We start from the raw sequence: 18,654 nt of genomic DNA on the forward strand, positions 1-18,654 counted from the left end.
GTTGAGAAACGAAAAAAGGACTCCTCTGCAACGAGGAGTCCTTTTTTCGTTATAATATGGCTATATCAGGGATGAATGATCAGGAATATAAACGCTGCCAAATTCACCAACAATACCGCTCCATACACAATATTTGTCCGGCCGCTGGCAAGTGACAGCATCACCGTGAACACCGAAAGGCCCAGCAATATCATAGACTTAATATCGAGCCCTAAAATGATATTCATATCATACAGCGTACTCACGATGGATACGCAGGGGATGGTCAGCCCGATACTCGCCAGTGCAGATCCCAATGCCAGGTTCAGGCTCGTCTGCAGCTTGTTCTTCTTCGCCGCGTTGATCGCTGCAATCCCTTCCGGCAAGAGTATTACTGCCGCAATGATCACACCTACCAGCGTTTTAGGGAGATTGTAGCCGATCACGATCTTCTCGATAGTTGGGGAGAGGGTTTTGGCCAGCAATACCACGATGCCCAGGCTAAGCAACAGGAACACAAGACTGGCGATCAGCTTCTTGCCGGAGACCACTATTGCATGGGCATCATCCGTACCTTCTTCCGTCAGGAAATATTCACGATGCCTGCGGGTTTGTGCCAGCAGGAAAAAGGAATAAATGACCAGGCAGGCGATGGATACAAAAACGAGCTGCGGCGTGGAATAATAAGGTCCTTGCACACTGGTTGTAAACGTAGGGAACACCAGCGTGAGGATCACAATGGCAATCAGCGAAACCAGTGCGATGGTGGCGGAATGTTTAGTGAAGATCTGTTCCCGGAATTTCAGGCCGCCCAGGAATAGGCAAAGGCCTACAATACCGTTAAGGATCAACATGGTAGCAGAAAAGATGGTGTCGCGTGCAAGGGAAGCCGCTTCATCGCCCCCGGCTACCATCAGTGAAATAATAATAGATACCTCGATGACGGTAATTGCCACCGCGAGGATGATCGTTCCGTAAGGTTCCCCCACCCGGTGGGCGATCACTTCAGAGTGATGTACCGCAGACATCACACTGCCAATCAATAACACGCTTGCGATGATCTGAAAAATACTGCTGTCGTAGACCAGTCCTGTAAAGAACAAGGCCCAGGCCAGTATTGGTGTAATAGCCGTCCATTGTAATAATAATCTCATCTCCTGGGTTTTATGCCGTTTGTAAATGTAGTTACTGTCTGATATGGCGACAAAACAGGTTGTAGCACTGTCCGGGTAAAAATAGTTAAATAAACAGGAAATCGAACGCAAGAGGTCACTTCGTTTGAAGTGACCTCTTGTTTTTTACAATCAGTATTGGTTTTATTGTATGGCGCAGAGTCCGTCTGATCCTATTCCCAGCGCCAGGTTCATTGTATTATAGTATACTTCGGAGGCCATGAGAAAAGTGATATAAATGATCTGTTCCTCGTTGAAATGCTGCTGTAGCTCCCGGAAAATGGCATCCGGTACCTGTTTGTGTAAGGTCGCTTCCTTTACATAATTCAGGCAGGCGCGTTCTGCAGGTGAGAACAACTCGCTGGTGGCGAAATTGTGGATCTCGCCCAATTTCTTCATAGAACTGCCTTTGCGCATGGCATATGCCTGTGTAATATCTATACAGAAAGTGCAATTGTTCAGATCAGATACCATGGCCTTCAGCATAATTTTCAGGTCGTCGCTTAACGGTGCCTGTTCGCTGACCTTATAGAAAAGAGAGGCTACTTTCATGAGTTTCGGCACTCGCGCATATACGACCTTGGCGGGAGTGATCACTTTACCGATCATTTTCTTAAGATACCAGTATCCCAGTTTCATGTAAAGGCCTTTGGGCTTCTCGATGGGCTGCAGTCTTAATTGATGTTCCATTGTAAACAGTATTTTACAGGAAGACAAGCCCTCAGCCCTTTCGTGACAATTTTTATCCCTGGTAGCGGATATTTTTTAATTTATCCGGGTTGCGGATAAAATAGAAGCTGTCGATAGCCCCGCCTTCATGTTCAAAACAGATACAGGTGATAGGTTCCCTGCTAATGGCATCGAAGAGCGCCAGGGCCGGTAAACCGTTCACCATCAGCAAGTTATATAAAGGAGTAGGTACCGGAACTTTACTAAAAAGGCCCAGTATCATACGGGACACCACATCCCGGCCAAACAGCGGTTTGGTGGCGGAACTAACTTTGCCTCCACCGTCTCCATAAAAACTGATATCTTCTTTCAGCAGGGAGATCAATTTATCCTGGTCCTGGTTCATGCAGGCTACGATGAAGGCTTCCAGCAATTCCCGGTGACGGGTCACATCTGATTCAAAGCGTTTTTTATCCTGCTGCAGCTTTTCTTTCGCCCGATGCAGGTGCTGGCGACATGTACTTTCGGGGATATCAAGGATATTTTCAAGCTCTTTATAGGATAGATCAAAGCTTTTCCGCAGCAGGAAGATGGCCCTTTCCAGTGGGTTCAGCTTTTCCAGGAGAAAGAGAAAGCCAATGGAGAGATCGTTGCTCCTATCCGGGGAACGCTCCGGTAATGCTATGTCCGTTACCGGTTCAGGCAGCCAGGGGCCCATATACAGCTCTCTTTGTTTCTGCAATACTTTGAGGCGGTTAATGGAACGGTTGGTGACGGCCCGCATCAGGTAATGACGGGGTTGTTCCACGCGGTTGGCATCCATTTCCAGCCAGCGGGCATATACATCCTGTACAATATCTTCTGCTTCCTGTTTCTCTCCTATCATGCGGTAGGCGATGGCGAAAAGCAGGGGACGGTGTTCAAAAATATCGGAGAGCTGTGTGGTCATGCTGTTAGTATCCTTACATAAAAATAAACAAAGCGGGAAGGAAATCTTTATTCCTTCCCGCTTTGTTTATTTCCTGCTATCTGATCATGCATCTGGTATCTCAGGCTCTACCAGCCTCATCAGTTTATCCAGCGAATCCTGCCAGCCCAGATAACACATTTCTACTGGTATAGCATCAGGGATTCCTTCCTGCGTAATTTTTATCTCTGTACCGGCTATCGTTTTCCGGAGCGATACAGAAGTTACCATCTCACCGGGTAAGTTAGGATCATCAAACTGATCCGTATACTTCAGAAATTCATTCGGTTTGATCTCTACATACTTTCCACCAAACGAATGGCCGTTGCCGGTGGTAAAATTCTGAAAAGACATCTTATAAGTACCTCCCTGCTTCACCGTCATTTCATGAACGGTGCAAAGAAAACCATATGGAGGAAGCCATGAAGCAATTGCCGGAGCTTCAGTAAATGCACGGTATACCTTTTCGGGAGATGCTTTAAGCATTCTGTGTAATGAAACAGTACCTGACATAAAATCATTTTTTTGTTTCCTACTCGTCTGGCTTTTCGGTTTCGCCCGTTTTTTGCAGTGGTAGCTGCTCCACTTTTGTAATGATCATTTTACAATACAAAAGTGGCATGAAAATTTGACTATGAGAGGGGCCTCATCCGACAATTAAGGGGTTAATTGCGACCAGCCTTATTGCTGTTATAACGGCTGATAGTCAGCATCCCGCTTTTATTCGTGGCGGGAAGCGTGATCTGGAGCACTCCTTTCTCTAAACGTTTAAGAACAACCGTTTCTCCATTAAACTTCGCCTGGTAATCAAACGCAGGATTCATTCCTGCCAGTAAAGCGCGTTTATGCGGAAGCGTTGCTTCATCAAAAGAAATATTTGCTTTATACGCACTATAATCATCATTAAAAGACTGCTCGTTGATCCAAATCTCAAACCCCGGTGTTATCGTTCCTGTTTTATAATATGCGTCAAACCATGCCAGCACCGGGGTAGATAAACCTGAGAACTGATGCCAGCCTGCACCTCTGCCGGATGCCGCCAAAAAGTGCTCAAATGTATAATAGGAGGCATCTGTTTCTCTTTTATAAACATCCAGGCCCTTAGCTGCCACTTTATAAGCAAGATCACTTCTATCTATATCCAGCATGCTTTTCCAAACAAACCACTGATGCGGCATCCAAACAGCTCCGTTCCAGTAACCATCTATCCTGTAGTAAGGAGCCGACTGGTCTACAACAGTAATCCCCGAAGGGCTCCACAAATGTTTGGGTGAAAAGATCTTGTCTGTTAAAACTTCCTGTTGATCCGGCGTACACATCCCCGATATGATCGGATAGGCGCCATCCAAACCCATATTGAAATTAACTCCGGATGCAGGGTCTTTATAAAAGCCTGTTGCATGTCCTGCACCATCGTGCATCACATATGAATAGTACCCGCTCTTCGCGTCCCAGGAATGGTTTTGCAGGGCAGCAGCAAACCGGCTGATATCTTTGTCGTACTCTTTGAGATCAGCCACCTTGTTAAGTGCCCGGGCTGCCATTCTCAGTATCTTGGCCACGCGAATAACATGTGCTGTAGTTACTACCGGTGTTACCTGTTTCTCCAAATGCTGGCTATGAACGCCTACCTGCGGCGGATAGTCATCCCATCCCCCGGAATTGTAAAAATAGTCCCATGTTTTCAGCAGATCTGAAGACAGTACATTGGTGGAAGAACTTCCGTAACGCCCCGCCAGGAATTGATAATACTGTTTTAGCCGGGGATAAAAGTAGCTGAGCAATTCCCTGGATTGTGTTTTATTCCATAGCTCAAGGAACACGTAGATCTGAACAGGCAATGGCGATCCGTGATGAATGAATGCGGACTGGCTTCCCGGTGATGTTACGTAGGTATTGATGCATTCAGCTGCCAGTGCCGGATTAAAAGTTGAAAGACCAAGTGCAACAAAGCCAAGGTCCCAGGTATAGAGACTGTTCCACCACTTACCGGGTGTAAAATGTTTGATAAACTGGTTTTGTGTATAAGTGGGATATACCACATTTGAAAGCAATGTACTTTTCAGCATCTTATGACTGAACTGGTATTTCTTTCCTTCTTCCAGTATTCCCTTTTCATCAGGTATGGTGTCTTTCTGCTGCGGCAGGCTTCTTTTTAATGCAGCCAGCACCCCATCATGTGTTCCGGATGTAAGCAGGGCTGTGCAGGTTTGCGAGGAGAATGGTGCCAGTTCCACAGGTCTGATAAAAATATTGGCATAATCTCCTTTCATATTTCCGTTCAGCACCTTGGCAACATGGTTATGTGTTTCATTCCGGAAAAAGATATCCAGCTCATCATTTCGGATACTACGGACCTTAAAAGGTTCCTTATCCCATGTGATCCCGTAATGCACAGGTACGTCCTGGTACTTCAGCAGCAGTGTGCGTGCTTCAGGGTCTTCTTCCGTTACAGGTGTTTTAAGCATTGGTGCAGGAACGATCGTAAAAGGTTTGCCGGACAGTGCCGTGGTAATAACAAAGCCATTCAGAAGTATTTCTTCCCCACCAAGTGAAGTAAGGGTTAAACGCCGGCTATTGTTACTTGTTATTTCAAACGGGATATCCAATATAGCAAGTGTATCGCCAGGCAAAAAAGTAACTTTCTGATTGATCAACCCTGAGAGCTGTATGGCGGATCCCTTTCCACTTTTCATAGTATAAATAAACAGAAGCCTGGCCTTTTTGATACCTGGTGATATGTTTACGTCGTACTCGATCTTATCTCCCGGCTGCCGGCCAAATTCTTTCCCAACGCCCCGGCCATTTATAAGCCGGGAGTCCCTTACCTCTCCCCGCATCCATCCGTCGTAAACAAGGTCCGTAGCGGGCTTTTTGATGGCAAATGAAAGAGAACGATAGTCTACTGCGTTATACCACTGTGTGCCTTCGCCATGCTTTAATTGCTGCATCCCGTAATTATCAGGGTATTCTATGGATGCCACCAGGTTCAGGGAAAGGTTCTGTGGAAGCGCAGTATTATTAACACAATGCATAGACACCAATACAGAAGATGTATCGATCAATGTATACGTAACATCTGTATACACCTGGTCCTTCCATTCCAGCTCATACCGGTAAGTGATAGCACTTCCGTCGTTCTTCACATTCCAGGGGAAATAGGAGGATTCAAATCGTACGTTTGGAACCAGGAGCTTATTGCGATAATAACCAGGGAACACGGAGAAATCGAACCGCATGCCGGATGTAACCTCCGGAATATGGGAAATGCCCGCATAATGTTTAGAATAAGGGCCCCAGGCCGGCAACTGAAGGTCGTGCGTACTATTCAGCTTTGTGGTATCAGGAAGTTTTATCTGTGCAGCACTATCTGTAGCTAGTAAGAATACCAGGCAGAAAGCGAACCCTGCTTTTATTTTCATGGCGGAAGTTTTGAGAGAATGCCTGTCAACGGAAAATCGACAGGCATTCATTTATTTAGTTGGACCCTTCGTTCTGGGTGATCTTTGTTTTATTAATGTCTATCTGGCTTTGCGGAATAGGGAATACCTGGTTCTGCGGAGTAACCGGATTTACAAGGTTGATCTGGGCGGATTTTCCATTGAGTACGGTAATGGCGCGGTCTGTTCTTACCAGATCATACCAGCGCAGGTTCTCAAAGGCAAATTCCACTCTCCGTTCATGTTCCATCACCAGCCGGAATGCTGCCTGGCTGGGTACTTCCACGGCAGTGAGATTACCAAGCCCTGCACGCCTGCGTACCTCGTTCAGATAAGAAAAGGCATCTCCATTGGCCACGAACCCAGCTTCATTTAAACATTCCGCATACATCAGCAATACATCTGCATAACGGATGATCGGGATATTATTACCATTATCATTGTTGACGGTCGGAACATCAAAATACTTTTTAACAAAGTTGCCCGGAATTGTAGCGCCATTTGCATTCACATAAGAGGTGGCAATAGAGGCAGCCTTTCGCTGATCACCTGCTTCATAGTCATTTACAAGATCGTCAGTGGGCACATTATTTCCGCCGCCACCGAACATGATCACAGCATTTCCTGAATTCTGCGGCGCAAATGAATTAGGCCAGGGATTCCCCTGCCCTATGCCACCAGACCTGTATTGTACATCAAAGATGGCTTCTTTGTTGTTTTTGTTGCTCACTTTGAAGAAATCTGCATATGCAGTGGTCACCAGCCCATACTGGTTCAGGTCCATCACTGCCTTCAGTTGCACAGCAGCCGGAGCATATTTCTTCTGTGTCAGCAATACGCGGCCAAGAATGGCTTTGGCAGCACCTTTTGTTGCCCGGCCAACATCTGCGCCGGTATAGGAAACCGGTAATGCCTCTGCGGCTTCTGTAAGGTCCTTTTCTATTTGCGCATACACATCCGCTTTAGGGTTTCTGCCGTATTGATAACCTTCATCCGGATTGGTGATCTCTTTTAACACCAGTGGCACATCTCCAAATGTGCGTACAAGGTTAAAATAAAAGAGTGCGCGGAGAAATTTGGCTTCTCCTATATAACGGTTCTTTAATGCATCGTTTATTGCAACAGGAGTAATACGATCGAGGATGGCATTACACCTGGCTATTGATGTGTAGCTGTTACTCCAGCGGTTATTGATGAACGGGTTGGTGGTACGGATATAAAACCGGTCAAACTCATCCTGGTCCGTTACGGAACCGGAAGCCACGGGGAAGGAATTATCAGACCTGATCTCTCCAAAAATATAGCTGTCAACACCATAAGTACCACCAGTTCTGAGTGCATTATAAGCGCCGCTGACGGCATTCCTGAAATCTTCTTCCGTCTGGTAGAAATTATCAGTAGTAATAACAGATATGGGCTTAAGGTCTATAAAGCCTTTGCCGCATGAAGACAACAAAAGCGTAACCAAAGCTGCCTTATATATAAAGTGATTATTGAATTTCATGAGATGTCAATTTTGAAGTTTAACCTGAACATTAGAACCCTACATTGATGCCAAAAGTGACTGTTCTTGCCAGCGGATAGCTGCCATAGTCAACACCGCCTGTAAGTGCTCCTTCATAGTTACTTACTTCCGGATTGAAATTCGTATAGTTCGTCCAGGTATAAAGGTTCTGCGCGGAAGCGTAGATCCTTACCTGCTCCAGTTTAAGACGATTGATAACCGACTTTGGCAGTTTATAACCCAGGCTTATGTTCTGAATACGGAGGTAGGAACCATCTTCTACCCAGCGTGAAGAAACAGCATTGTTATTACCCGTTGTACGCGCATTGGCCCTTGGCACTTTACCGTTGCCGGGATTCTGCGGGGAACGCCAGCGGTCCAGTGCTATACTTAGATTGTTACCTCCGCCTTCCAGGTTATCAAAAAAGCGACGGCTGAGGTTGAGTATCTGCCCTCCCTGTGTACCCTGTATGGAAATGCTGAGATCAATGTTCTTATAGGAGAAAGAGTTGTTCATACCGTAAATGAAGTCAGGCTGGTTATTACCAATGAGCGTCCTGTCCCTGGCATCAATTATCTTATCTCCGTTCACATCTTCATATTTCACATCTCCCGGCCTGGTGGTATTATCATGAGGATTGGTATTCAGGTCTGCTGCATCTTTAAATATACCCAGTTGTTTGTATCCGAAAAAGCTGCCGATAGGTTCGCCTATCATTGTCACATTTGTTTCTCCCACACCGCTGCCACTCAGGATGCGGTCTCCTGTTGGCCCCAGCGCCAGCACTTTGTTCCTGTTGAAAGACAGGTTGGCACTTGTATTCCAGGTAAAAGCTCCGGTAAGATTATAACTGTTCACACCAAACTCGAAGCCTTTATTGCTCATTCTGCCAATATTCTTATTCGCGGAACTAAAACCGGTAAGCGTAGGCACATTTACAGAAAGTAACAGGTCCTTGGTGATGCGTTCGTAATAGTCAACAGTAAGAGAGATCCTGTTCTTTAGCAGGCCTATGTCCACACCAAGGTCCAGTTGCTGGTTGAGTTCCCAGCTCAGCGCGGAATTGCTGAGCGTGCTGATGGCAAGGCCGGTGGACACATTGTTGTAAAAGCTATAGTTGGTAGTGCCTACATTTCCCGTGTAGGGATAATTACCGAATGAATTATTACCGGAAAGACCATAGCTGGCCCGCAACTTCAGTTCGGACAGCACAGGCAATTTTTGCATAAAGGGTTCTTCCGTTACTCTCCAGCCAACAGAGGCAGCAGGGAAGGTACCAAACCTGTTATCAGGCCCAAACACAGAGGAACCATCGCGGCGAACGGATACATTGAACAGGTATTTGCCTTTATAATTATACCCAACCCTGGCAAAGTAGGAAACTGTTGCATTTTCTGTTTTCTGGGAAGACACGGATGCCGGTTGCCCTGCAGCATTCAGTGTTTGCACAATATCATTGGCAAAGGTATTGCCCGCTGCATTGGAAGACTGGTATTGCACCTTATTGGATTCTGTACCCACCAGTGCTTCTATATTGTGTACATCTCTGAAAGAGACATTGTAGCTCAATACCTGGTTAACCAGCCAGCTTAATCCCTGTTCAGAAAATGCGCTTCCTGTTGCAGCCGTTGGCGGCAATTGCTGGTTTAACGGCATTTTTGAGGTAGTATATGCATTCCTCCTGTTCTGGTAAAGATTGGCATTGCCGGAAACCCTGTATTTCAGGTTCGGCAGGAATGCGTACTCTGCGTAAGCGTTAGACAACAGGTTGGTTTGATTAAACTCGCTATTGTATTCCGTGATATTGGCAACAGGATTGGTAATGCCCGGCAGGTTATATGGAGCTGCCAGTTCTGCCATGGAAGAATAGCTGCCGTCTGCCTTATAGATAGGAGCCATTGGCATGGTATTGAGCGCGGCATTGATGATGCCATTATCCGCCCAGTGCCCGTCTGTCCTTACTTCCTGCGTTACTATATAAGAAGGGTTGATGTTAATCCCAATAGTCAATTTAGGCGCTGCTTTAATAGCTACGTTTGCCCGAAGGGTATAACGGTCCATTGCTGATTTTTTGATGATACCATCCTGCGTCAGGTAACCTGCACTCACAGAATACTGCGCATTTTCAGAACCACCACCAACAGAGAACTGATAGCTTTGGATAGGGGCTGTGCGGAAAATGAGGTCCTGGTAGTTGTGATCCGGTAATGCCGCCACTTTTGCAGGATCATCAAAGTTAAGCCAGGCATAAAGATCTCCGCGTGGATAACGGTAACGCAGGAAATTGGAAGGTCTTGCAGTGTTGGGGTCTGAGATCTGTGCACCGGCTACATTGTCCAGGTAAGCATTGTTGGCCGCATCTTTGGCAAACTCTGCATATTCCTGTGAACTTAATACATCCAGCTTTTTAGTTACCTGCTGAAAGCCGGTGTATACATTCAGGTTCATGCGTGTTTTACCGCTCCTGCCTTTTTTTGTGGTGACCATGATTACCCCATTGGAACCACGGGAACCATAGATAGCTGCCGAGGATGCATCTTTCAGCACATCTATCTTGTCAATCTCTTCTGCATCCAGTAAGCCGAATACAGATGCTGAAACGATATTACCATCCACTACTATCAGCGGGCTCGTTCCTGCCGTAATAGAACCAAAGCCCCTTACCTTAATGGCAGGAGTTCTTCCGGGGCTTCCGGAATTCTGTTGTATCACCACGCCGGGTATTTTACCCTGCAGGGCTGTAGCAACGTTGGACACCGGCATGTCACCGATCTCATGCATTGGAACTGAAGCAATAGCACCGGTAACATTTTGCTTCTTTTGTGTACCATATCCTACCACCACCACATCGTTGAGGTTCCTGGAAACCGCTACCAACGTTACATTAAGCGTTGTTCTGCCAGCAAGGGCCTGCTCCTGTGGCGCAAATCCAATATAGCTAAACAATAAGGTATCATTGGCTGAGGGAACATTCAGCGAAAAATGCCCGCTCTCATTAGTAGCGGTGCCAATGGACGTTCCTTTTACGTTAATGCTCACACCCGGCAGCGCTTCATTCTTATCATCCGTTACCAACCCGGTAACAGTAACCTGCTGGGCATTGCCTGCAGCCGCCCAGCTCTTTTCAGGTGAAATAACGATCAGGTTATTCCCCATGTCGTGGAAACGCAGGCCTGAGTTCTCCAGTAACTTACTGAGGGCTTCAGAAACCTTTGCATTCTTTACGGAGAAATCCATCTTTTTGGATAACCCGCTGAGGTCGTAATTATACAGAAATCTAATCTTGGCCTTTTTCTCAATTGCATTCAGAACAGTGCGTAGTTCAACCTGTTCAAAACTGACCGTTATGGTCTGGCTGAATACTTTCGATGCATTGACCTGGGAAGCCGTAAAAAGAATAATGAACAAGGAAAGCTTCATACATAGAAGGAATTTAAGCAGACGTGGCGTCATAACTCCCCTGCCAGGAGGTATGTTTTTTTTCATAACTTTGGATTTACGGTTTAAAAAGAAAGAAACCCGTTGATTTTGCCGATCGGAAGGTTTCTGAAACATTAGACTTGTCGGGGAATGTTTCCGCATTTCCCGATTTTTTTTGCTGTTACTTGTAGATGTTTACCTCATTATTGTTGATTTTAAATGTGAAAGGCAGCGAAAGCCGCAGGGCAGACAGTACTTCAGTGATACTTTCATTCTCAAATTTTGCGTGGAACCTGTAACCCGCTACCGTGGAATCATTAATAACTATTTTTACATTGTACCATCTTTCTATTTCGGCCGACATTTCCCGGAAATCCTCTCCGTCAAAGATCAATTTATTGTATACCCAGGCTATTTCCGCCATGGAGGTGTCCTTCATGCTTTCCTTAAGCTGTTTTATGATCATGGTTTTCGGGGCAGCAATGCCTGTATTGGAGGAAACGCTCTCCTGCACCCTGTTTATCACTACTTTTTCATGTGGATGAAGCAACAGTACTTCCTGGTCCCTGCCCCCCGTTTTTGATACCTGTACCAGGCCCCTGACCAGGGTGGCCTCTGTTTTATTGTCTTCCGGGTAACACTTCACATTGAAAACGGTGCCCAATACCTTTATATTAATGTCCCGTGTAAGAACAACAAAAGGGCGTTTGGCATCTTTAGCTACATCAAAGTAGGCCTCTCCCTCCAGTTCCACTTCCCGCAGGGTATCCGTAAAATTTGCAGGGTAGCTGATCCGGCTGCCTGAATTAAGCCATACAACACTGCCATCAGGGAGTAATAACCTGGATTTAGCCCCTGGTTTGGCGATGGTTTCTATACGGGACAGCTCCGGCGCACCTGGCTGGCTTCTTGTGTACAACCAGGAGAAAAAGATCAGCCCGGCAAGAACAGCGGCTATAGCAAGGATGTTACGTATATAAAGCGGACGGCCATTATATATGGGTTCCGGAACAAGTTCAGGCTCCTCCGTTTCGCTGGCTGCGGAGTTGAGGATATGGCGGAAATGGGCTTCGGGATCTGCATCTTCGTCAGCAATGGAAGAAACAGGGCTGGTCCAGTAATCCGTTAAGATGGAAAGAAAATAGGCATCCTCCGGATACTCCTTAAAAAGGGTATCCAGTTCCTTTATTTCTTCGGGAGACGCTTCTCCGGATAATTTTCTGGCAATTAATTGCGCAATCCTTTCTTTATGCATTGAACCTCGGTTAATGATAAAGACAGGAAAAAGGAGGGATGACCTTAAAAGAAAGCTAAATTATTTTTTGGCTGCCTTTCTGGGGAAAGCGGTAAAATGCGCCTGCACTTTTTCGGAGATACGTTTAACAGCAATTACCATTTGGGCGTCTACCGTATTTACCGTGAGGTTCAGGATCTCGGCCACATCCTTGTACCGGAGCCCATCCTCACGTACCAGCTTAAAGATCATCTTGCACCTGGGCGGCAGGGATTCAATTGCTGATGTGATCTTTCCCTGTAGTTCAGCGCTGATCATTTTTTCATCCGGTGCCTGGTCGTGGCTTAAGGCTATATCAAAATGGTTGAAGGGTTCCGTAATTTGCCGGTGGGCCCTGGAGGAAAGATAATTAAGGGAACTGTTCTTTACCGCCACATAGAGGTAAACCCGGATATTGGAAATGGAAGGTACCCCCTCCCTTTGCTTCCATAACTTAATGAATACATCATCCACTATTTCCGTGGCTGCCTCCTTTATTTTAACGATGGAATAAGCAAACTGGTTGAGCCGGGGGCTATAGTACTGAAACAACTGGCGGAAAGCCTGTTCATCACCATCCCCGATGCGCTGAAGCTCTACTGGCGGCTCCTCACTTATATGGTGTGAAGTATTTCGCAAGTAATCGATTGTTGAATTTTGATTGATAAAAGAAAATCGCCGGACTCCCGGAAACAGGAAATACAACGCATGATGTTAGGTCCGTAAATAATACTATTTAGACCCAAAGTACACTTTTTTTGGAAAACAGCTTCCCGCAATCTATTTCTTTAAATACGCCAAAGCAAAATTCAGCACCTCATCTTCCCCCCACGAACACCCTTCTGGGTAGGTTGTACAATTATATCCTGGTTTTCAGCCCGCCGGGAAGGTAAAATTCAGATACATCACCATCTATTCCGCCGGTACGGCTACCTATAGCCGTTATATTCGGCATTCCTTCCAATGTTCCTGCAGCAGTTTTACTTTTGTAGCATCTAAAACCACCGGCTTACATTCACTCCCTTCGGAAGAGTTCAACATCCCAAAAAATCCACATCTTCCGTATATTAGTGGCATGCGGTATCTAATCATATTAATTCCACTATTCAGCTACCTCTCAGCCAATGCCCAGGTGCCAAAGTCCAGGCTGGACTCTTTGGCCCGCAGCCTGGAAACCTATTCGGACAGCACAGCCCGTACATCCCTGTATATACGGACCAGCAAGGATACCTACGAATCCATGGAAGACCTTTGGTTCAAAGCCTATGCGGTAAACGCACAGCATCAACTGCTCTCTGCTATTGATCAGACCCTTTACGTGCAACTGATCCATGAAAAAAAGGACAGCATTGTATGGCAGGAAAAATACCCCATCGAAGAAGGCATTACCAACGGGCATATTTACCTTGATGATCTGCTGCCTGAAGGAAATTACTGGTTATGCGCTTATTCCGCCCATTCCCTGACCGCGAAGACTATACGAAGAATAAGGATTGTAAAGAACGTAACAGAACTGTTGCGAAAAAAAACGCACACCGATAGCCTGCCCCAAAAAATACAATTCAGCCTTCTGCCTGAAGGAGGCTTCCTGTTATCCGGTGTAACTAACCGGGTCGCCTTTAAAGCGGTAGGGGAGAATGGTCAGCCCTGCGCTGTTTCAGGAAGCCTGCTTGATGGTAATAAGATCATTGCACAGTTTAAGAGTACGCATGCAGGAATGGGTAGCTTCAGGCTTAGGCCAGAATCCGGCAGCACTTATTACGTTCGTTTGGATGCCCCCTTTGCAGACACCCTATATCCCTTGCCTGAGATCAGGAAAGAAGGACTGTCTTTCCGGCTGCTGAACAATAACGAAGACAGTATTACCTTCCGGATCTATCAGCAGGGAGCGGAAAAACAACTCTTTTATTTCAGATTACAAACAAGAGGTATAACACAGGTGATGGCCTCCGCTGAAATCAAAGACAGCATGGACATTAAACTACCCTTACAGGAAGTAGCAAGTGGTATAGCTGAAGCAACCCTTTTCGACCATCGTGCTTTACCGGTAGCGGAAAGATTACTCTACGTGAAGCAGGATAACCGCTTATCGATCACCGCAACACTTTCACAAAAAAGTTATGGTACAAAAAGGAAAGTCTCCCTGCAAATACACGCAGCCGATGAACAAGGTAAACCGGTCATCGCCCAATTAGGCGCAACTGCATATGATCGCATCTATCACCGGCCAGCAGAACCAAACGATATACAAACACATTACCTGCTCTTTACCCAGCTGAAAGGCCATATTTACGATCCGGGGTATTACTTTGATACTTCCCATGCAGATCGCAAACAGGCACTGGACCTGTTACTCCTCACACAAGGCTGGCGATCCTATTCCTGGAGTGAGGAAGCATTAAAAAGAATGGACAACCTGGTATTATCTGACAGCACAAGTATCGAACTCGTTGCGCTCAAAAAGAAAGCAAGATCTTCTCAACAGGCGGTTATGCTTTTTGATGCGGAACAGCAACAAAGTCAGATGACCACACTGGACAACAAGGGATCCTTACAGCTTTCGCCAGAAATTTTAAGCCTGTCCGGCAGCATCTATATCAGGCATTACGGTGAAAAGCGGGATTTCGAATGGAAGACATTTGACCCATTTGAACAGATCAATAAAATGAAGCCCTGGCAAAAAATAAACTACCCTTTGGAAGGATCACCCAAACAAGCAACCACAGAAGATCAACCGCTGCTGGCCCGTGGAAGCATCAAACTTAAGGCCGTAGAAATACAGGGGAAGAAAGCAACCGTGTTCCGCGACAAATATATTGGCCACCTGGACAGTATGGCGAAATACGATGGCCTTACGGACAGGGCACACGGATCATGGTTAAATTGTCCGGTGGCCGGATGCGGCAAAGAACTTCCCATTGAGGGAAAGACATATATCACATGGAGCGGCCCTAATCCCCCGGCTTCTCATCCCTTCTCTTTCAACTCAACAAATACCAAATACGTTGTTTATCATTATCCCCAATACACGGAGGAAGAGTTGCTAAAGATGAATGGACAGGCCAGGGTAAAAGGCTTCTATCCCAAAAAAGAATTTTACCAGCCCGATTATGAGAAGGAACAAGATCCGCTGCCGGATTACAGGAATACACTGCTCTGGGCACCTAACATCATAACGGATGAAAACGGAAATGCCACCCTGGAATTCTTTACTTCAGATATCAATTCCGCTTTTTATGGTATTGTAGAAGGCATTAGCGCCAATGGCATCTTAGGTAAAGCTACTTTTGAATTCATCGTAACGAAATAAAAGCACTAGTAACTGATCTCCACCTTCACCCCATCAGGGCTATTATCAAACTGTAGAAAAACAGTTTTGGAAGATTCATCCCAGGAAGTAGCGGCAGGCGTTATCTTTTCACCACCCGGCCCATGCAGTACTGTTTCCTTTGGCGCAGACGGCAGCAGGATGCGCATAGCATTCACCGTTTTAGCAGGGCTTTTTGCAACAAAGCTGTACGCCCCCGCTTTTCTTTCTTCATTGTAAATCCGTGCTGCAGCCGCAAGCACCTGTGGCTTGCCCGGTTCCTTCACCCTCCCTACGTTCAACAATAGCGCCTGTTTACCCGGCGTTACAGATTTACTCGCCAGCACAGGAAGTGTAGGATCAAAGAGATCGATCACCGGCCCCTTTACAACAAAAGGATTCTGGTCATTATTTTCATCCATTACCGCTACCACATCATACATCCCCCTGGATACATAAAGGCTATTCCTGAACAACAGTTTACCGGCCTTAGCACTCTCTTCATAAGCCTTTTGCACCAGCGCCACATAGGACTTCTCCCCGGCTGCATTCATCACAAACTCCTTAGGATGCTCCCGTACGATATATACATACCCTTTCCCCACGCGGGCCTGCGACTGTTCAGGTTTTACTCCCAGCAGGCGGAACAAATGTTCTGACGGTGCCTTGAAAGTATTACCTTTTGTATTCCACCATTCCTGCACAGACTGATAAGGATCATCATCACGCCCGCAATAAATAAGCACTCCCCCTTTTTTCACCCATGCCGCCAGGTGTTGATGGACTTCGGCAGACATTGGCTTCATGTTAGAGTAACTCATCACCAGCACTTTAATATCTTTCAGCGTTGCTTCGAAAGGCAGGTTTTCCATATGCACTGTCTGAACCGGAATTCCCAATTTAACCAAAGGCAGCGTTTGCCCATAGAAGTTAGAGAACTGCGGGTCTTCAAATCCCTGGTGGGTCGGGAAGCGCTGGAACATCATGGAATTACCCATCAGCACACCGATGCCATTCACACCAGATACCCTGTTCGCTGTTTCAGGCATACTGTTCAGCGCATTCACCATGATCTGCATCTGGGTTGAATAATACTTCGGGATCAGGATACTGGAATCACTATTTGGTAATTTATAAGGGCGGGTGTAGATCCGTTCAGGCCAGGGCATTACTTCATAGTTCGCTACCATTGGGTACAGCAGTTTAGCTGTAAAAGTAGCTTCGTAATTACGCTTGTAATCACCCCAGTCACGTGGCCAGTCTTCGATCGGATCGGTGAGCAGGAATATCTTACGGCCGGTAGGTGCCGTCATGGAGATCATGGAACCATACTCCAGGAATGCATTTTCGAATACACGTTCCTTACGCAGGCCATTGAAGTAGGTAGGTTCACGCGAGGTGCCTGTCCATACCTGCGCGATGTAACCATCTATACTTGGCAAAGAAGCCAGGCTTGCCTCCGGGCTAACGATCCTCCAGGAAGAATAATTCACCAGCGAATGTGTGGGAATATACACTTTTACATCCATCCCCTTCTGCTTACCATACGCTTTGGCGTATTCGGATACTTCCTTGATAGCATTATAATACAGGTGATACTTCAGCTTGCTGGACAGGTAAGTATTCTCCGGCGAAGTGTGCTGTGGCTGCCAGGGAAACCCGTAATACTGTTGCCATTCTTTCTTGAAAACCTCACTGTAACCAGCGCGTGCCCAAAACTCAGGCTCTTCCAGGTGAATGTGGCTGATACCGGCATCTATCACTTTCTTGATGATTGCCTCCTTCATGTAAGCAATGAAAGTACTTTCCGGCACTACGTAAGGCACATTCCTGCCATGCCAGATCGTATCCCCATCCTGTTCTACCTGCCCGATGCCGAAATGATTCTTTCCATCCCATTTACCCGTGAAGTAATCTTCGTAATTCCCCCAGGCAATGCCGGTCATAAAGTGGGTCTGATATCCCCTTTCCCTCCACGATTTCACACGCGCTTCGAAGGTCATGCCGCGACGGTCGCCGGCACCATAAACGATTGCGATGTCCGAACGGACATCTATTTCCGGGGTCCACGCACTGCTGGTCTGAAAGGCCGTTTTCTCCTGTGCCATTGCGGTTACAGAAAGGCATAAGCTGCAAACAAAAATGAGCGTTCTTCTCATCATGGTATATTGATGGTTTTAACCGTTGTATAGTTGTAATACTTCAGGCCATAATCTATACGTGCTCCCACCCGCAGGAAGAAGGAGCGTGAACCTGGGAGTACATCTTTCGTAGTGAGCGTAACGGTTTGCCCCAGCTGATCGTTACCGGATGTTCCACCGTAATTCACCTGCACAGAATACTTGTTATCGTAGTTATTATTACCCACGTAATTATTAGGACTTACAAAGAGGAACACATCCGTCACATTCTTGTGAAATGCAGTGTTGGCAGTACCACGTGTAAACCTTACCTGAACGGAGATAGTTTTGTTCGTAGCATTATAAGCTGGTTCTCCCACCCACGCTACGTTCAGAAATGGCTCCACTTCAAAGTCGACATTGGTGGTTCCGGCAATATCCATGGTCTTGCGTTTATCCACTGTTACCTGGCCGGAACCATCGTATTGTACAAGTGGTACAAAAGGTCCTTCCACCGAAATGCGGTAATTGCCTTTGAATATCTTTGTATTGCGGAAAGAGCCGTCCTGCATAGCGAAGAAATAATAAGGCGTTGGTGTACTGCTCCAGCTCAACTCTTCCAGTACAAGGCGCATTCCCCTGTCGCCAGCTTCAGATTGCAGGTTACTTTTGGAGCCTGCATCTTTTATATTGCCAGCGAGCGTTTCAGCTGGCTCCGGATAATCATCATATTTCTTGGTACAGCCACTGGCCAGCAATATCAATATACAAAAACTTATATGGCAGATCTTATTTTTCATGA

At 46.3% G+C, this 18,654-nt stretch carries 12 protein-coding genes; 1 reads left to right on the plus strand and 11 read right to left on the minus strand.

Translation table 11 applies throughout. The features are described from left to right. Positions 1-65: 65 nt before the first annotated feature. From BUR42_RS17515 to BUR42_RS17555, 9 genes are all read right to left on the minus strand, one after another. A complete protein-coding gene (locus tag BUR42_RS17515; protein ID WP_074240746.1) occupies positions 66-1,133 on the minus strand; it encodes a calcium:cation antiporter in 1,068 nt (355 codons plus the stop codon). Positions 1,134-1,295: 162 nt separating this feature from the next. After that, positions 1,296-1,841, minus strand: a complete 546-nt coding sequence (locus tag BUR42_RS17520; RefSeq protein WP_074240747.1) for a carboxymuconolactone decarboxylase family protein — start codon at positions 1,839-1,841, stop codon at positions 1,296-1,298. 52 nt (positions 1,842-1,893) lie between these two features. After that, positions 1,894-2,769 carry a sigma-70 family RNA polymerase sigma factor gene (locus BUR42_RS17525; RefSeq protein ID WP_074240748.1) on the minus strand — a complete coding sequence of 292 codons (876 nt, stop codon included), beginning with the start codon at positions 2,767-2,769 and terminating at the stop codon, positions 1,894-1,896. Positions 2,770-2,853: 84 nt separating this feature from the next. Further along, complete coding sequence (locus tag BUR42_RS17530; protein WP_074240749.1) at positions 2,854-3,300, minus strand: SRPBCC family protein; 447 nt, start codon at positions 3,298-3,300, stop codon at positions 2,854-2,856. A 152-nt stretch (positions 3,301-3,452) separates the two neighbouring features. Beyond that, positions 3,453-6,209 (minus strand): MGH1-like glycoside hydrolase domain-containing protein, encoded by a 2,757-nt coding sequence (locus tag BUR42_RS17535; protein WP_074240750.1) that lies wholly within the window; start codon positions 6,207-6,209, stop codon positions 3,453-3,455. Between the two features lie 55 nt (positions 6,210-6,264). Beyond that, positions 6,265-7,731 carry a RagB/SusD family nutrient uptake outer membrane protein gene (locus BUR42_RS17540; RefSeq protein WP_074240751.1) on the minus strand — a complete coding sequence of 489 codons (1,467 nt, stop codon included), beginning with the start codon at positions 7,729-7,731 and terminating at the stop codon, positions 6,265-6,267. 31 nt (positions 7,732-7,762) lie between these two features. Further along, the gene (locus BUR42_RS17545) at positions 7,763-11,152 is read right to left on the minus strand and encodes a TonB-dependent receptor (RefSeq protein ID WP_074240752.1); all 3,390 of its coding nucleotides are present in this window, start codon (positions 11,150-11,152) and stop codon (positions 7,763-7,765) included. A gap of 181 nt (positions 11,153-11,333) precedes the next feature. Further along, complete coding sequence (locus BUR42_RS17550; protein ID WP_074240753.1) at positions 11,334-12,407, minus strand: FecR family protein; 1,074 nt, start codon at positions 12,405-12,407, stop codon at positions 11,334-11,336. A 60-nt stretch (positions 12,408-12,467) separates the two neighbouring features. Beyond that, on the minus strand, positions 12,468-13,064 hold the full coding sequence (locus tag BUR42_RS17555) for an RNA polymerase sigma-70 factor (RefSeq protein WP_234979708.1): 597 nt from the start codon (positions 13,062-13,064) through the stop codon (positions 12,468-12,470). A 436-nt stretch (positions 13,065-13,500) separates the two neighbouring features. Here BUR42_RS17555 and BUR42_RS17560 point away from each other — a divergent pair, with 436 nt between their 5' ends. Further along, complete coding sequence (locus tag BUR42_RS17560; RefSeq protein WP_074240754.1) at positions 13,501-15,735, plus strand: hypothetical protein; 2,235 nt, start codon at positions 13,501-13,503, stop codon at positions 15,733-15,735. Positions 15,736-15,740: 5 nt separating this feature from the next. Here BUR42_RS17560 and BUR42_RS17565 read toward each other — a convergent pair whose 3' ends face one another. After that, positions 15,741-17,894: a type 1 glutamine amidotransferase family protein gene (locus tag BUR42_RS17565; RefSeq protein ID WP_234979709.1), complete on the minus strand. Its 2,154-nt coding sequence runs from the start codon at positions 17,892-17,894 to the stop codon at positions 15,741-15,743. After that, positions 17,891-18,652 (minus strand): DUF3823 domain-containing protein, encoded by a 762-nt coding sequence (locus BUR42_RS17570; RefSeq protein ID WP_074240755.1) that lies wholly within the window; start codon positions 18,650-18,652, stop codon positions 17,891-17,893. The genes BUR42_RS17565 and BUR42_RS17570 overlap by 4 nt, the downstream gene beginning before the upstream one ends. Positions 18,653-18,654: the final 2 nt, after the last annotated feature.

Origin of the sequence: Chitinophaga niabensis, from assembly GCF_900129465.1 — a bacterium.
Taxonomy (GTDB): Bacteria; Bacteroidota; Bacteroidia; order Chitinophagales; family Chitinophagaceae; genus Chitinophaga; species Chitinophaga niabensis.

What these genes read in the sequence shown, in the direction of transcription:
- BUR42_RS17515 (WP_074240746.1), bottom strand. Translation starts at nt 1,133, where the DNA reads ATGAGATTATTATTACAATGGACGGCTATTACACCAATACTGGCCTGG.
- BUR42_RS17520 (WP_074240747.1), bottom strand. Translation starts at nt 1,841, where the DNA reads ATGGAACATCAATTAAGACTGCAGCCCATCGAGAAGCCCAAAGGCCTT.
- BUR42_RS17525 (WP_074240748.1), bottom strand. Translation starts at nt 2,769, where the DNA reads ATGACCACACAGCTCTCCGATATTTTTGAACACCGTCCCCTGCTTTTC.
- BUR42_RS17530 (WP_074240749.1), bottom strand. Translation starts at nt 3,300, where the DNA reads ATGTCAGGTACTGTTTCATTACACAGAATGCTTAAAGCATCTCCCGAA.
- BUR42_RS17535 (WP_074240750.1), bottom strand. Translation starts at nt 6,209, where the DNA reads ATGAAAATAAAAGCAGGGTTCGCTTTCTGCCTGGTATTCTTACTAGCT.
- BUR42_RS17540 (WP_074240751.1), bottom strand. Translation starts at nt 7,731, where the DNA reads ATGAAATTCAATAATCACTTTATATATAAGGCAGCTTTGGTTACGCTT.
- BUR42_RS17545 (WP_074240752.1), bottom strand. Translation starts at nt 11,152, where the DNA reads ATGAAGCTTTCCTTGTTCATTATTCTTTTTACGGCTTCCCAGGTCAAT.
- BUR42_RS17550 (WP_074240753.1), bottom strand. Translation starts at nt 12,407, where the DNA reads ATGCATAAAGAAAGGATTGCGCAATTAATTGCCAGAAAATTATCCGGA.
- BUR42_RS17560 (WP_074240754.1), top strand. Translation starts at nt 13,501, where the DNA reads ATGCGGTATCTAATCATATTAATTCCACTATTCAGCTACCTCTCAGCC.
- BUR42_RS17565 (WP_234979709.1), bottom strand. Translation starts at nt 17,894, where the DNA reads ATGATGAGAAGAACGCTCATTTTTGTTTGCAGCTTATGCCTTTCTGTA.
- BUR42_RS17570 (WP_074240755.1), bottom strand. Translation starts at nt 18,652, where the DNA reads ATGAAAAATAAGATCTGCCATATAAGTTTTTGTATATTGATATTGCTG.